The organism is Nostoc sp. CALU 1950, assembly GCF_051172895.1.
Taxonomy (GTDB): domain Bacteria; phylum Cyanobacteriota; class Cyanobacteriia; order Cyanobacteriales; family Nostocaceae; genus Nostoc; species Nostoc edaphicum_A.
On sequence record NZ_JBDNJQ010000021.1, the window covers coordinates 15,197 to 29,911 of the forward strand.

The window sequence follows — 14,715 nt, forward strand, 5'->3', positions numbered from 1 at the left end:
AAGCTGATTTTCTCTAGATATCGCTTTGATGACGAGACAATTTAGCTATTGGTGCAAAGCGATATCTTAAGGGAAATTATTCACATTTTGTTTTCGGAAAATAATTAGTGTGCATATTTCCATAAAATAAAATTTTATAGAGAAAAATCTGGACTACAGTACAGCGAAAACCAGACAATAGACAATAGAGAAGAATTATAGTATTGCTACTAAATAAGGTTTTTAGTAGCTTAATTTGGCTTTTTTATCGCAATTTTTTGTTATTATTTAATTTTGTCTTGCTGTGGTTATTTTAGGTCTGAAGATAATAAAAAATACGAGCAAAGTAAAAAATAACATTTGCCAAGTCACCAAATTCCAGCCACCAAGATTCCAACATAATAGACCAATACTAGTAGCTACGAAACCGCCGATAAAATAGATAGTTATGTAAACTGTATTGATGCGAGTATTTGATTGAGGATCAAGAGTGTATATCCTTGCAACATTGGTTACTTGGACTGCCTGTACACGTACATCTACTAACAATACAGCAACAGGGATGTATACAACGGGCTACGCCTACGCCAGTGCAGAATTAGAAGCAATTTTAGCAATTACTAAACTTGCAATCACCATCGATACAGCAATTGTCAAGGAACGTTGCGAGTTACCTCGATCGGCTAGTTTACCAAAAAATGGTGTCATCAATGCACCTGCGATCGCCATAATCAGTACTTGGACTTTAGTTAATCCGCTACTTGAGATTTGTTTTTCCATTCAACCTAAAATCTATACAGGAAGAAACTGGTTTACAGCACAGCTAAAACCAGGTAATAGCGTTCTAAGATACAAGGTTGGGTTGAGAAAGGTAGCAAGATCCCCATAGGGAAACCCAACATTTTCGGGCATCTGTTGGGTTTCACTTCGTTCAACCCAATCTACTATTATCTTTAACTGAACTGTATTGCTTTATAAACAGCTATATCTGTAGTCAGTAGTAAACCTATAAATTAAGTTTTAAAGAATACAAAAAATATCTTTGCATCTTGATATACATGTAAAAAAAAGAGGAATTAAATTTGACTATTTTAGAATTTTCATTACTAATTTGGATTGGTTCATTTAGCGCTGGCTTGTTAGGGGCGCTCACTGGGTTAGGAGGTGGAGTAGTAATTGTTCCCTTATTAACTTCAGTATTTGGCGTTGATATTCGATATGCCGTTGGTGCTTCACTTGTATCTGTAATCGCTACCTCTTTGGGTACAGCGTCTACCTTTATTAAAAAAGGCTATACCAATTTGCGATTGGGAATGTTTTTAGAAGTAGCGACAACCATCGGTGCGATCGCAGGAGCAATGATAGCTACTCTTGTCTCTGTGAAAGCCCTAACTATCGTGCTAGCGATCGCTCTCATTTATTCAGCATACCTTTCACAACGACCCAGAGTAGAACATCCTGAAGTTGAAGTAGCAGATCCCATCGCAAATTATCTGAAACTGAATAGCAGTTATCCAACTCCTGATGGAATGATGTCTTACCAAGTTCATGCAGTACCAATGGGATTTGGTGTGATGTTAATAGCTGGAGTGCTTTCTGGGTTACTTGGTATTGGTTCCGGGGGATTCAAGGTATTGGCGATGGATCAAGCTATGGGTCTACCCTTCAAAGTTTCTACCACTACTAGCAATTTTATGATCGGTGTCACAGCAGCAGCATCAGCCGGAGTTTACCTAGCACGAGGCTACATCGATCCGGGACTATCTATGCCAGTAATGTTGGGGGTATTACCTGGTGCTTTCTTGGGCGCACGAATCCTGACAGGTGCTAAAACTCAAATTTTGAGAATTATCTTCAGTCTTGTGCTAGTGGTAATGGCTTTGAAGATGGTCTACAACAGTTTAATAGGGGGGTTGTAAAATGTATAAATTTAATAGTAGCTTTCGCTGGACATTTCTGGCACAGTCTGATAAGGGAGTGGTTACACTAACCTTACCGCAGGAAGTTAAAGACTCTCATATCGAACAATTAGAACAGCGCACTAGCACATTAGCACAATTGCCTAATAGCTGTGAGATTGACGCTAACAAGAACGTGACGAAAACATTAAGTGAACAGCAATTAGAGAATTTGCTCAGTAACCTCATGAAATATGGCGTTTTGATAGCTAGTGCTGTCGTTTTGCTAGGCGGTATACTCTACTTAATTCATCACGGTAATGAACCTGCGGGATATCACTTTTTTCAGGGAGAACCATTGGAATTTTGCTCACCAGCAGGTGTAGTAAAAGCAGTTATATCAGGTAGCTATCGCGGCATTATTCAACTTGGACTTTTACTACTAATTGCTACTCCGATTGTGCGCGTTTTTATTTCTCTATTGGTTTTCCTACTACAGCGAGAATTTATCTATGTAATTGTTACTTTATTAGTAATGGCTAGTCTGACTTACAGTCTTTTAGGAGCATATTATTAGGAATATTTCCAAGATTTAGGGATAACATTAATCTTTTACCCCTAACCCACGAATATTGAAATTCACCTAAAAGTAAAAATTTTAACCTTATTACGATCCTTGTAAAAGATCATTTATTGAACTTATACTCTGTTTAATTTGTTCCGTCAGAGAAGTTCTTAATAAGTCAAGGGTTCCGGTTGAAATATTGAGTAATCCTAAAGCATATAATAGGCTCGAAATCCCAATAAACAGAGCCAATAATCTCCCAAAACAACCGGGATTAATTTCAATAAAGCCTAATTTAGATTGCCCAATTACAGCAATTGTGATAAAAACAATTCCTGTTATTAAAAATGTGTTACTTGGAATAAAATCTGTCATGTCTTTATTAAGATGACTCAGTACTTTTATTGTAGCTATTATTAATTAAAATTTCTGCTTCGTCTATATTAAAAAACATAAACTTTTGACTAATCAACACCCACCTATAAGGATGCTTTGGGTATTCCAATATCAGTATTGGATCTCATCGTGTGCTATAATTATTGAAGATATATTTTTATTTTCAAATCTATTGAGCGAACAATAATGTTGATTGTCTCAATGGTATATAAATACTTTTATTTTGCTCAAGTGGCAAAGGACTAACCCAGATTAGGCAAGAAGGGAACTTACTTATCCAACTCTGGTAGAAATCAGATATTGTTAATTTGTAGCTGATTTAAACCTCTATTTTGCTGAAACTATGTAGTGGTAAAACTTTCAGCATCAAAAAGCCAAAATGTTATTACTCTTGTACTAGACTTTGATTTCGTTTATATATTAAACTACACTAAGACGATAGGAATAGTGGGTTTTTATGGAAAGTGTCCAAAACGTTAGTCAAGAGTTGAATGTAACAGGAGATACAGCGCCAGAGCAATTACAACAATCTACTCCAAAAGAGTTCAAAAAAGACATTTTCAAAAAACTCAGAGGTGGATTTTTTCTGGTACTGGGATATTTGTTGTCGCCACTATGTTGGTGGAATGACTTACTATTCAATCTGCCAATAGCTTATGGTTTTGGGTATGCATTTAGTTTACTTTCCCCAAAATTACTTCTACCTTGTTCAATTATTGGGTACTGGCTCTCTAATATTGTGGGAATTCTCTTGATGCAATTCGGTTCTAAGGACATTTTTCAAAAAGAACCTCAAGAGCATAATCTCAAAAAAGAATTATTCACTGGACTAATTTCCTCAACAGTTTATACCCTGTTGATTATGCTCTTGATCCAGTTGAAAATTCTTGATTTTCCCATTTTATTCTCTAACAGTTGATTTAGTTTATCACCTTTCTACAAAGGAATTGACTATGGGGGTTCACAGATGTCATTGGTGTCAACTTAACCCGAAAGCCTGTCTAGAAAAAGCTTTTAGATATTGTCTCGTGTCTCGTTCCCAGTCTCCGGCTGGGAATGCCATCCTAGAGGCTCCGCCTCCCTTGCTGGCGGCAGAGCCGCCAAGAGCAGCATTTCCAGCCCAGAGGCTGGAAACGAGATTTGAAAAGGCTTGTAGCTTAAGTTGATACCTATGCACAGATGTGTACCCCTACTATGTATATCTAGCAGATATTTCGTAAAAAGCAATATCAACTTTAATCAAATTTTAAAATTTCACTTAAGTTCAACAATTTGGGAGCCTCTTTACTTACAATTAATGGCAACTTACCATTCCATTTCTCTATTGCTTGCCTTTGTAATATTTCTGGAGTTAAACCATCGCGTAATAATCTGTGGGACTCAGCTTCTCCTTTGGCTAAATTAACTTTTGCCTCAGCCTCTTTTGTTGCTTTCAGGGCGATAAACTCTGCTTGTTTTGCTTCCTGTTCAGCAATCTGCTTTGCCTCCACTGCCTCACCAAATCGTTCTGAAAAATGGACATGAACTAGAGAAATATCATCGACTGCAACGTGATAGCTACCCAATCGTGTGGACAATGCATCATCTACTCCACCTTTGACTTCTCCTCGTTTAGTAATAATTTCTTCCGCAGTATACTTTGCCATTACTGCTTTTAGAACTTCTTCAACTGCTGGGTTAATAATCCGAATAACTACATCTTGTACATCTCCAATCTCTTGAAAAATGGCATTTACTTCCTGGGGAATAACATGCCAATTGAGAGCTACATCAGTGAAAACATTTTGTAAATCTTTGGAAGAAGCTTCAGCCGAAATTTCCTGTTTTTGGACTCGAATACTCAACTTTTTCACAGTATTGACTACAGGAATAATCAAGTGAAGTCCTTCTCCTAATATCTGGTTTTGGACTTCGCCAAATTTCATCAATACACCACGTTCTCCGGCATTTACAATCACACAAGGCGTGAGGAAAAGAGTTATCAGGAACAAAAGAGCAGTCAGTTTACCAGCACTATTAAAAGTTGTATTTTTTTTCATCGGTGTGAAACATGTATGCGTCTTGTATGGAGACACATATTTAGGAGTTGTAAGCTTCTTCCTGTCATGCTCTTATAACTTTGGCTCGAAGTCAATTTTCATATCACTCTAGCTAAGTAACAAAACATTATAGGAATCCGCTTTGATTTCTGAACTCATTTGCGTAGAAAGGCAATAGGCAACAGGCAACAAGGCTTCTTAGTTGTACTGAGTTTTTTCAGAAATCAAATATGAGTCCTATATTACTAATAAGTAAGTCCCTGACTGAGCAGTTAATGTATTGAATATACAGGTATATAGTTAAGCCGCCAATGTGTACTTTACTACTCCAACTTGGAGCTAATGAAGATTAGGCTAGCTTTATTTTTACCTAAATTACTGTAATTATATCGAAAAATCGTAGTATTGAAAAGGCAAGTTTGCCCTTAACCCATGTATTACATTTAGCTCGTCTTTTTGTTTACCAAACTCATTAGCTGTTTATCCAACCCAATAAGGTAATCTCTACCGTAAGCTCCATTCTCTAAGCCTGTGACAAGATTATGGGGAATGTCTTGTGTAATTTCCTCGCTACAAGAACCAGCAGCTAGTGCGATCGCAGCTACTGTATCTACATCCCCGGTAAAAGCGATACAATCTTGTAAAAGTTCGCTCATGCTGTCATTTCGCATCACCGCAGTAATCGCAGCCCTGACACTCATCCAGCCTTTGGACTTGACTTTACCTTCCCAAGGTTTAGACCACTCTCCAGATACATAACCTTTGAGAAACTGTCCTAATTTGCGTTTTGCTCCCAGTCGATAGATAAAATAATGTGACATTAGGGCAGCCGCAACGGCAGCATTGATTCCATCAGGTGTATTGTGGGTAATTGCTGCTTGAATTGTTGCTGCCTCAATGACTTTTTCTGGTGTGGGATAGATGCCAACGGGTGCTGCACGCATTGCCCCTCCGCTTTTGTCACTATCAGGGTTAATTTTGCTTAAAAACTCTTCCCCATCCTGAATTTCTCCCAGAAAATGGTAGAAGCTTCGAGAATAACCTTCCCTCTCATCGCGCTTGAAGGCTCTAACAAAACTATCGGCTAAAACTTCTGGCGTCCACGGTGCTTGAGCAACAATTACTTCCGCAATGGCAATGCTCATCTGGGTATCGTCAGTATAGCTGCCAGGAATGAGTCGAAAACGCGGATGCTCGACGTATCGACTCAAATCGTTGTTAACGATCATCTCATCAGCATATTCAAAGCCTGCACCGTAGGCATCTGCGATCGCTAACTCTAGCAGCATATTAGTATTAAATTAAAAACGGACGCGCCAGAAAAAAGCTAGAAACTGATTTAGCATCTACCGGTTCTCCCTCCAGAATCGCTTTCTCCAATTCTTCGGGAGTCAAAAATACAGTTTCGATATCCTCGTCTCCATCTTGTGGTGGCGGTGTCTCCAGCTTTTCCAAATCTCGCGCCAGAAAAGCATAGATAATTTCATCAGAATAGCCGGGAGCTAAGAAAAATTCGCCTAGTTTATCCCATTTTTTGGCACTATAACCAGTTTCTTCTTCAATCTCACGCTGTATTGTCTCTAAAGGTTCTTCATTTGGTTCCACAGTTCCCGCCGGAAATTCTAATATTCGTCCCTGAATTGCAAAACGATACTGGCGCACCAGCACAAGTTTACCCTCTGGTGTCACCGGTACAGCTAAAGCACCACCAGGGTGACGAATACATTCCCATTCTCCTTCCGATTTATTAGGTAAACGCAAGCGATTAACTTCAAAATCAAACTTACGTCCTTTATAAAACAGGCGTTGTTTTAGTAGTTGTGGTAATTCTCTACCTAATGGCATAATAAAATCTGATTATCTGTGAATACAGAGGCGAAATCAGCGTTCTTCTGCGTTTAAGGATGGTGATTTTAATTGCCCATCCATAAATGTACATCTGAACAGTCTACCTCTTTCAGCAGTTCTTTAATAACACACCCAGAAACTGGTTCTATCCAATCTGGGGCAATTTCTGCCAGTGGTACTAACACAAAGGCCCGATCCCGCATTCGTGGATGGGGAATCTGAAGATTTGGTGTATCTACAATAAAGTCATCAAATAATAACAAATCCAAATCCAGGGTTCGTGGCCCCCAGCGTTCCTGTCGCACCCGCCCAAATTGTTGTTCAATTCCTAACAAAATTTTTAATAACTGCTGAGGTAGCATCTCTACCTGCAATGTGACGCAGCCATTTAGGTAATCTGGCTGTGGTGGCCCGACGGCTTTAGTTTGGTACCAATTGGATTTGGCTTCTAAGAGAATACCTGGTGTTTGGGCTAAAATCTCTATAGCTGCTTCTAAAATCGTCTGTGAATCGCCGATATTACTACCAAGGGCAAGAGCGCTTCGTCTGGATTTGGTGTAGGCGTTGCTCGCCGTTGGCATCCTACTCTCCTTAATTGAGCCGTTTTCTGGCTGTTTTTGCGGATACTTTGCTGCGCTTGTTTCAGAAAATGCCAATAGCTTTTGTATTCAGAATAGTTATCAAAATTACAGCATTTTTACAAAACTAAACTAACCAAATCTAAAAAACATTATTTTATGGTGAATTTAGTTAATTATTTATAGGATATTATACTAACACAATGGTGGTGCTATAACCCCAAAGTTGATTGATGGTGGTTATATAGTTACTACTTTGAGCGAGGAACTGACGTGGGGAAGCTTACCTCCTGGTTCAAGCGAAGACCAACCAATTTGAGTGACTCTGGACAAGGAGGAACAAATGAGAGCTTACCACCAGCACATCTGGCGCAGGCGAGGCAGTTACTGAGCAAAATGAAAATTTTACCATCTAGGATGAAGGCCAATCAGGCAACTGGCGGTAAACCACTCTATCGTCGCTTATGGTTTTGGGCAGGCTTGGGTATAGGTGGTGGGATATTTGCCTTGATCTACGGCATTAATTCAATAGACCAAACTTTGCCAAATCAGGCCGAGTTGAATGCTGTACTCAGAGAGCAAACGCTAACTATCAAAGCTGCCGATGGCACCATATTACAACAACAAGGTGAAGCGACCAGAGAACAGCTAAAGCTAGAACAAATACCAGATAATTTAAAAAAAGCTTTCATCGCTTCAGAAGATAAAAGATTTAAAGAACACAACGGAGTTGATCCGCAAGGGATTGTCAGAGCAGGTTTGAATAATTTGCGATCGCAAGGTGTGGTTGAAGGTGGTAGCACCATCACCCAACAGCTAACGCGGATTCTCTTTTTGAAACAAGAGCAGACAATCTGGCGCAAACTCAAAGAAGTCCGCCTTGCCCAAAAAATGGAGCAAGAATTAACCAAAGATCAGATTCTAGAGCGTTACCTGAATCTGGTTTATTTGGGGGCTGGAGCTTACGGTGTGGCAGATGCATCTTGGGTATACTTTAGTAAGTCACCAGACCAGCTTTCTTTATCGGAAATGGCAACGATTGCTGGATTAGCTCCTGCTCCTAGCTTGTACGCCCCAGATAAAAATCCAGAAGCGGCAAAACGGCGGCGCGACTTGGTATTGCTACGGATGCAAGAAGATGGAATTATTACAGCAGAGCAAAGGCAGGCAGCTGTTCAGGAGTCGTTAACCCTTAAAAGCAGTTTACCCAAGCGAGTGCAAGTAGAATCACCCTACTTTACCAGCTACATCCAAAAAGAATTGCCGAAGTATGTTTCTTCTGATGTGCTAACAAGTGGGGGTTTAGTAGTAGAAACCACCCTGAACCCGACTTGGCAAAAAGTGGCAGAAGAGGCGGTTGCCAAAACGCTGCGAAATCAAGGACGCTGGGAGAACTTTAAGCAAGCAGCAATGGTGGCCATTGACCCCCGTAACGGTGAAATTAAGGCAATGGTTGGGGGAAAAGACTTTGGCAAAAACCAGTTTAATCGGGTTACTCAGGCGCAACGGCAGCCAGGATCGACATTTAAAGGGTTTGTCTATGCCACTGCGATCGCTAGCGGTAAAAGCCCCTATGATGCCTACCAGGATGCGCCCTTTGTTGTAGATGGTTATGAACCAAAAAACTATAGTGAAAGGTTTCGAGGTTCCATGAATATCCGAGACGCTCTCACCAGTTCTATTAATGTGATTGCGGTGAAAGTGTTGATTGATATGGGATTTACCCCAACGATTAAACTTGCCCATGATATGGGGATAAAATCTGAACTCAAGCCCACCTACTCCTTGGCTCTCGGCTCAAATGAAGTCAATTTGTTAGAGTTGACTAGCGCTTATGGCAGTTTTGCAACTCAAGGCTTGCATACAGAACCTCATGGTATTACCCGCATCCTCAACCGCCAAGGTAAGGTGATTTGGTCAGCTAATTTCAAGCCTAAACGGGCCCTTGATGCTGACAGTGCTGCCATCATGACTTGGATGCTACGCAACGTCGTAGAAGCGGGAACTGGTGCTGCTGCTCAATTAGGTAATAGACAGGTTGCTGGCAAAACCGGCACCTCCGACGAAGCCCGCGATTTATGGTTTATTGGTTACATTCCCCAGATGGTGACAGGGGTTTGGCTAGGTAACGATGACAACCGCCCCACTTATGGCAGTAGTGGTAGTGCCGCTTACACCTGGCGCGAATTTATGAAACAAGCGGTAGAGGAGATGCCAGTAGAAAAGTTTCCCAAACGACCCAAATTAGATGGTCGCAAAGGTACTATCAAAGCCCAGTCTATTAAGCCCAAACAAATCCTAAATCGTTCTATCTCCTCTAATGATGACTCAGGAGAAAGTGCTGACAGCAGCAGATCATCTAGGAGACGTAGAAGCAGGAGGAGCTATTCTCAAGAAGATCAGCAAACAAGTAACTATACCCCAAGACGGAGAAGGCGCGATGCCTACGGCGGGCTACGCCTACGCAGCGAAGAATCCAGTTCTAGTAACTCTTCCTCAGAATCATCCACTCCACGGCGGCGCTCTAGAAGAGTAGAATCTGATTCTCCCCCGCCTCGAAGAACTCGGCGATCTTCCTCTCCTGCAAATAGTTCTGGTTCTTCAGGTTCTTCATCGTCACAGCCATCCTGGCGGGATAGACTTAGACCTTCTAACTAATTAATTAAAGGTGGACATGGGGCAAAACAGTTCCAAGTTCCGAGTTCCGTTAGCGGGGCGTTGAGCCAGTTCTGAGTAAAAAAGTGAGATTCCCCACTCAGCACTCATAACTCAACACTCAGCACTCTTGAGGGGCATAGAAAAGAGGCAGAGGGGCGGGGTGGGGGTGCTGAGGAGAGGAATTTTCACCCTGCTCCCTGCTCCCTACTCTCTCTCCCCCATCCCTTTTCTCTGCAATATGAAGTTGCTCAAACTAAACTACAGGGGGATGTTAGGTGATACGCTCATTTTATAGTGTGTTAAGTACTGTTACCTAACCTTGGAGAATATACTCATGCATGTATTTATGCAAACGGCAGCACCAGCGATAGATGCTGCCCCTCACTTTCCCTTTGCTTTCACCTTGGTGTATGTGGTTGGTTTTATTGCTGCTGTTACCATTGGCTCAATAGCTTGGTACAACTCAAAACGCCCCGCAGGCTGGGAAAGCAAAGAGCGTCCTGATTTTGTGCCTAAAGTTGATAAAGAAGAAACTCCGGGTGTGGGTAAACCGAAGTCATAATTTAGTCATTAGTTATTAGTTATTAGTCATTAGTCATTAGTCATTAATTATTAGACTATGGACTTTTGACTATTATTTAGTTTTGCACTTCAACCCAACGGCGGTAAAGCTTTTGAATTTGTTTGAGAAGTGTAGTGTGAGCCGGTTGAGTAGACTCATTCGGCTTCGCTATATCTTGCAGTTCCGTTAGGAGTCTGGCTTCTTCGACGGCGACTTCGCCATCGCTATAAATTAAGCCACTGATAGCTTCAATCAGATTTTCGCAATCTTCAAGGCTGGGGCGATCGCCTAAATACTCCCGCACCCATTCATAGCATTCTTTCGGCTGTACAGGAACTAATTCGTACAGCCAAGGCTTAATTTCTGGGTCGTTAGCCAAACCTTTTGCTTGAGCTATTTCGCGGAGATATTGCCGTTCTTCTGGCTGGATTCTGCCATCAATCCAGGCTGCTCCAATCAGGATTTTAACTAAGTTTTTCACATTGGAAGGGGAAACCATTGCTGCCTCCTCTGGTAGATTCAGGCCTCCACCAAATGGTACAATCCTAAACAGTATTCACTCGGAATTATTGGTTTTTCTTAAGCGCACCATAAAAAAGCCATCCATGTCCTGGCGATGGGGCCAGACTTTAAACCAACCTTGAGGCGTGCTATGAGCAGAATCAGGTAACTCAACGCCGCTGGGAGACTCAATTTGCCAATCAGGTGACTTAGCTAAAAATGCCGAAATTACTTCTTCATTTTCTGCTGGATGCAATGTACAGGTTGCATAAACTAGTACACCACCGGGTTTGACAAAAGTTGATGTATGTGTTAATAATTCTTCTTGAAGCACCGAAAGTTCTCGGACAGATTCTGGTGTCTGTCGCCAACGCGCATCAGCATGACGGTGCATAGTTCCCAAACCAGAACATGGGGCATCCAGTAATACGCGGTCTGCGGTGTTTTGAAATTGGTTGAAGTGGCGACTGTCGCCAGTGTAAATTTGAATAGATTGTAAATTCAGCCGTTGAGAATTTTCTTGGAGTTTGCGAAGACGAGAAGAAGTGCGATCGCAAGCCCAAATTTTTCCCTTATCTGCCATTAATTCAGCAATGTGGGTTGTTTTCCCCCCTGGTGCAGCACAAACATCAATTACCACTTCACCTGGTTGCGGGTCGAGTAAATGACTTACTAATTGGGCGCTACTATCTTGTACAGTCCACCAACCCTCTGTAAAACCAGGTAGTTTTTGAATTGACCCTGCACTACCAATCAATCGTAAAGCTTGGGGTAAATGAGGAATCCGTCTGACCAAAACACCAGCAGATTGCAACGCCGCCTCAACTTCCTCAATGGAAGTACAAAGCGGGTTGATACGCAAATCAATTGTTGGTGATTGGTTCATCCATTCACACAGTTGTTCTGTCTCGGAAAAATCCAGTTGTTCTAACCAAACTTGAATCATCCAGTCAGGAAAGCTGTGTAAAATACCCAAGCGTTCTACTGGGTTTTCTGGAAGTTGTAACGGATCAAAATGGGGGATTGGGGACTGGGGAGTGGGGACTGGGGAGTGGGGGAGTAACAATGAGTTTTTCTCCTCTGCCCCTCTGCTTCCCTGCACCCCTGCTTTTCTAAGATATTGGCGTAATAGACCGTTGACAAAACCAGTTAGTCCAGAAAAACCGTTTTCTTTAGCGAGTTGGACGGTGGTGTTAACAGCAGCTGAGGCGGGAATACGCTGTTGATAGCGCAGCTGGTAAAAACCCAGATGTAAGATGGTGCGGAGGTCTGGCGGTTGTTGATGAGATTTCTTTTTGGCGAGTTGATCGATAAGAGTATCAAGAGTGCGCTGCCTTCTGACACTCCCATAAACCAATTCTGTCAATAAGCGGCGATCGTTATCAGGCAAATTAACTTTTTGCAGTACTCTATCTAGGGCAACATCAGCATAAGCCCCCTTGTGAACATCTCGCAGAGCGATAAAAGCTAGTTGACGGGGGTTTGTCATGGAAATATGATTCAGGAGTCAGAAGGCTTTTGTATTCTAACTCCTAACTCTTGTAGAGACGCGATTAATCGCATCTCTCCTATCGAGGGATATATGGGTCTACGCTAGCAATTTCAAACTCACACGCTCTAGAAACCTGTTCTGCTGGTAATTTACCAAAGCTGATTAATGGTAAATATGTGGGGTTTGCCATCAGTTCTTTTGCCAATAAGAACCCAGTAATTGTCCAAGTTTGATATTTCCGAGCTTGTTTGCCAATCAGCCGCCCTTTCTTCCCGTCGTAATACTCTGGCCATTCATCTGTACTGAGGCGTCCTTGGGCAGTTTCAATCGCCTTTTGTGCAAGACTTGTTTTATTAGTTTTCACCGCCGCCGCCGCTAACATCCACATTAAAACTGGCCAACTACCAGCATTATGGTACGACCAGGGAATATTTTTGGGGTCACATCCAGTTACGATTCTGTATTCTTCATGTTCCAAAGCTGGGAAACAAATTTTCATTGGCATATCTCCCACCAAATCATCCCATCGTTCCTCAATGAGAGTCATAATCGCTTGTGACTGTTCTTCGGTGGCTAAGTCGGAAATGATTGCCATTAAGTTTCCCAGTGAAAAGAAGCGAGTATCTAGCTGCGACGGGCCAACATTACCTGCTAGATAACCACCTTTTTTCGGCAGCCATTTATCTAATTCATAATAGGGAACAGAATCTACATATATATTGAACAGATTAACAGCAGCCTTACCATATTCTTCACTTTTGAAGCGATAAATTGCATTCAGGCGATTAATATCTATCCAATAATGCTGGCGGATATGAGCGCATAAAAGAGGTAAACGATTATCAATGGCTTCAACAATATCAGAATTCCCTTGACAAATTAGCAGTTCACGAGATGCACGCAATGCCGTGTAAAAAAGAACTTGTAGTTCTAAAGGATGACCATAAATGCCCATACGACGGTCAATCATACAAGCACCATCTGGAACCAACAGCGTTGGGTACATATCAAAACGATTTGCCAAGCAGATTTCCATGATTAACCTGATACCATTTTGGAATTCAGGTTGATAGGCTAGAGAAAAATCATCTGTGGCGACGATATAAGCACGCAATAAAATAATCCACCATAGGCAAGAATCTACGGGTGTAACTCTAGCGATCGCATGTTCACCAAAGTCTGCTTCTAAAGATTCTTGTCCATTTTCTGATACTACTTTAAAGCTAGCTGGGATTAATCCTCGTCCTGGCTTATAGGCATCTAATGCCTTTTCTTTAGGCTGTAACTTTAAGGTTTCTTCTAAGAAATTACGAACAATATCTGTTCTACCTTTGATCAGAAAAATTAAAGCTGAAGAGACAAAATCCCGGATGAAGCACTGATCGTAATTGAGCGCCTCTACAGAGGCATCGTAAGCGGCTACTGTCCCAACGGGGCGTCCCTGATAGTAGAGAATTGATTTTTCTAGTGCTAGCCAAGCTTCTTCTACTTCTTTTAAATTTTCAGTAGTTTCCAATTCGTTTAGGTGCATCGCCAGAGTAACTCCATTGGGATTGTGAATTTGTGGTAGATGCGTCTTCATTTCTTATTTTGCTATTCTCAGCATAACAAAAACAATTCTTTGAATAGCAAATATAATTTGGAGAAAAATTCATCAACTAATAAGCAATAAATATGCTGACATTTATGCAACTTTATTGTTAGTTAGTTCGCTGATAGCTTATTACTTTTTTGGTGGATTATAGTTGTTCTTCTCCACCGCAAGTAGTAACATGATTCCTAAAAACAGTCACACAAGATATATTTTTAGATTATTTATTGTTCCGTTGTATGCCCGGAATCTTTGCTTTACCAAACAAAAACATATCTTCAGTGCTGTTTAGGGTTTGTGTGAAGTTAAAACTGGTTGCAGTATATTTACCTGAGCAAGATTAGTTTTTGACACGAAGAAGTCAGATTATTCCCCTATAACCTAATAATTTATAACCTTTTGTCAAAATATGCAAGACAAGCGCTCAAAAAAATTAATATGTCAATACTTCTTAAGGGTTAAATATATTACCCTACTGACAGATGACATGGGGTATTCATGGGAGTGAACTCAAAAAATTCTGGCAAACGGAATGATCGCCAATGCTACCAGAGCGATCAAAAATCCGAGTTAGATTCTGTTGCGGAATACCAATACCAGTTCCCACT

Annotated in this window: 15 protein-coding genes; 6 read left to right on the forward strand and 9 right to left on the reverse strand. The window is 41.2% G+C overall.

Annotation, left to right across the window (positions count from 1 at the left end; translation table 11 throughout):
- Window positions 1-469 precede the first annotated feature (469 nt).
- The 3 genes from ABF638_RS08685 (at window position 470) to ABF638_RS08695 (ending at window position 2,454) form a co-directional block, all read left to right on the forward strand.
- Complete coding sequence (locus ABF638_RS08685) at window positions 470-868, forward strand: hypothetical protein (RefSeq protein ID WP_435021992.1); 399 nt, start codon at window positions 470-472, stop codon at window positions 866-868.
- A 193-nt stretch (window positions 869-1,061) separates the two neighbouring features.
- Window positions 1,062-1,898, forward strand: a complete 837-nt coding sequence (locus tag ABF638_RS08690; protein WP_435021994.1) for a sulfite exporter TauE/SafE family protein — start codon at window positions 1,062-1,064, stop codon at window positions 1,896-1,898.
- A gap of 1 nt (window position 1,899) precedes the next feature.
- Window positions 1,900-2,454, forward strand: coding sequence for a DUF1634 domain-containing protein (locus tag ABF638_RS08695; RefSeq protein ID WP_435021996.1), 555 nt, complete (start codon window positions 1,900-1,902; stop codon window positions 2,452-2,454).
- 90 nt (window positions 2,455-2,544) lie between these two features.
- On the opposite strand, the gene ABF638_RS08700 is transcribed toward ABF638_RS08695, so the two are convergent.
- Window positions 2,545-2,817, reverse strand: a complete 273-nt coding sequence (locus tag ABF638_RS08700; RefSeq protein WP_435021998.1) for a hypothetical protein — start codon at window positions 2,815-2,817, stop codon at window positions 2,545-2,547.
- A 478-nt stretch (window positions 2,818-3,295) separates the two neighbouring features.
- Here ABF638_RS08700 and ABF638_RS08705 point away from each other — a divergent pair, with 478 nt between their 5' ends.
- Window positions 3,296-3,757 carry a hypothetical protein gene (locus ABF638_RS08705; protein ID WP_435022000.1) on the forward strand — a complete coding sequence of 154 codons (462 nt, stop codon included), beginning with the start codon at window positions 3,296-3,298 and terminating at the stop codon, window positions 3,755-3,757.
- A gap of 60 nt (window positions 3,758-3,817) precedes the next feature.
- Here ABF638_RS08705 and ABF638_RS08710 read toward each other — a convergent pair whose 3' ends face one another.
- From ABF638_RS08710 to folK, 5 genes are all read right to left on the reverse strand, one after another.
- Window positions 3,818-4,015, reverse strand: a complete 198-nt coding sequence (locus tag ABF638_RS08710) for a hypothetical protein (protein ID WP_435022002.1) — start codon at window positions 4,013-4,015, stop codon at window positions 3,818-3,820.
- Window positions 4,016-4,073: 58 nt separating this feature from the next.
- Entirely contained in the window at window positions 4,074-4,877 is an 804-nt protein-coding gene (locus tag ABF638_RS08715; RefSeq protein ID WP_435022004.1) for a prohibitin family protein, read from the reverse strand.
- 443 nt (window positions 4,878-5,320) lie between these two features.
- Window positions 5,321-6,166: an ADP-ribosylglycohydrolase family protein gene (locus ABF638_RS08720; protein ID WP_435022006.1), complete on the reverse strand. Its 846-nt coding sequence runs from the start codon at window positions 6,164-6,166 to the stop codon at window positions 5,321-5,323.
- Window positions 6,167-6,173: 7 nt separating this feature from the next.
- A complete protein-coding gene (locus ABF638_RS08725) occupies window positions 6,174-6,722 on the reverse strand; it encodes an NUDIX hydrolase (protein WP_435022008.1) in 549 nt (182 codons plus the stop codon).
- 68 nt (window positions 6,723-6,790) lie between these two features.
- On the reverse strand, window positions 6,791-7,306 hold the full coding sequence (folK, locus tag ABF638_RS08730; RefSeq protein WP_435022010.1) for a 2-amino-4-hydroxy-6-hydroxymethyldihydropteridine diphosphokinase: 516 nt from the start codon (window positions 7,304-7,306) through the stop codon (window positions 6,791-6,793).
- Between the two features lie 270 nt (window positions 7,307-7,576).
- Here folK and ABF638_RS08735 point away from each other — a divergent pair, with 270 nt between their 5' ends.
- Together ABF638_RS08735 and psb35 are read left to right on the forward strand one after the other, a co-directional pair.
- Window positions 7,577-9,961, forward strand: coding sequence for a transglycosylase domain-containing protein (locus ABF638_RS08735; protein ID WP_435022012.1), 2,385 nt, complete (start codon window positions 7,577-7,579; stop codon window positions 9,959-9,961).
- A 334-nt stretch (window positions 9,962-10,295) separates the two neighbouring features.
- Complete coding sequence (psb35, locus tag ABF638_RS08740; protein ID WP_435022014.1) at window positions 10,296-10,523, forward strand: photosystem II assembly protein Psb35; 228 nt, start codon at window positions 10,296-10,298, stop codon at window positions 10,521-10,523.
- 76 nt (window positions 10,524-10,599) lie between these two features.
- On the opposite strand, the gene ABF638_RS08745 is transcribed toward psb35, so the two are convergent.
- From ABF638_RS08745 to ABF638_RS08755, 3 genes are all read right to left on the reverse strand, one after another.
- On the reverse strand, window positions 10,600-11,022 hold the full coding sequence (locus tag ABF638_RS08745) for a TerB family tellurite resistance protein (RefSeq protein ID WP_435022016.1): 423 nt from the start codon (window positions 11,020-11,022) through the stop codon (window positions 10,600-10,602).
- Window positions 11,023-11,079: 57 nt separating this feature from the next.
- Window positions 11,080-12,513 (reverse strand): 16S rRNA (cytosine(967)-C(5))-methyltransferase, encoded by a 1,434-nt coding sequence (locus tag ABF638_RS08750; protein ID WP_435022018.1) that lies wholly within the window; start codon window positions 12,511-12,513, stop codon window positions 11,080-11,082.
- A 79-nt stretch (window positions 12,514-12,592) separates the two neighbouring features.
- Window positions 12,593-14,047 carry a glycoside hydrolase 100 family protein gene (locus ABF638_RS08755; protein WP_435022078.1) on the reverse strand — a complete coding sequence of 485 codons (1,455 nt, stop codon included), beginning with the start codon at window positions 14,045-14,047 and terminating at the stop codon, window positions 12,593-12,595.
- Window positions 14,048-14,715 lie beyond the last annotated feature (668 nt).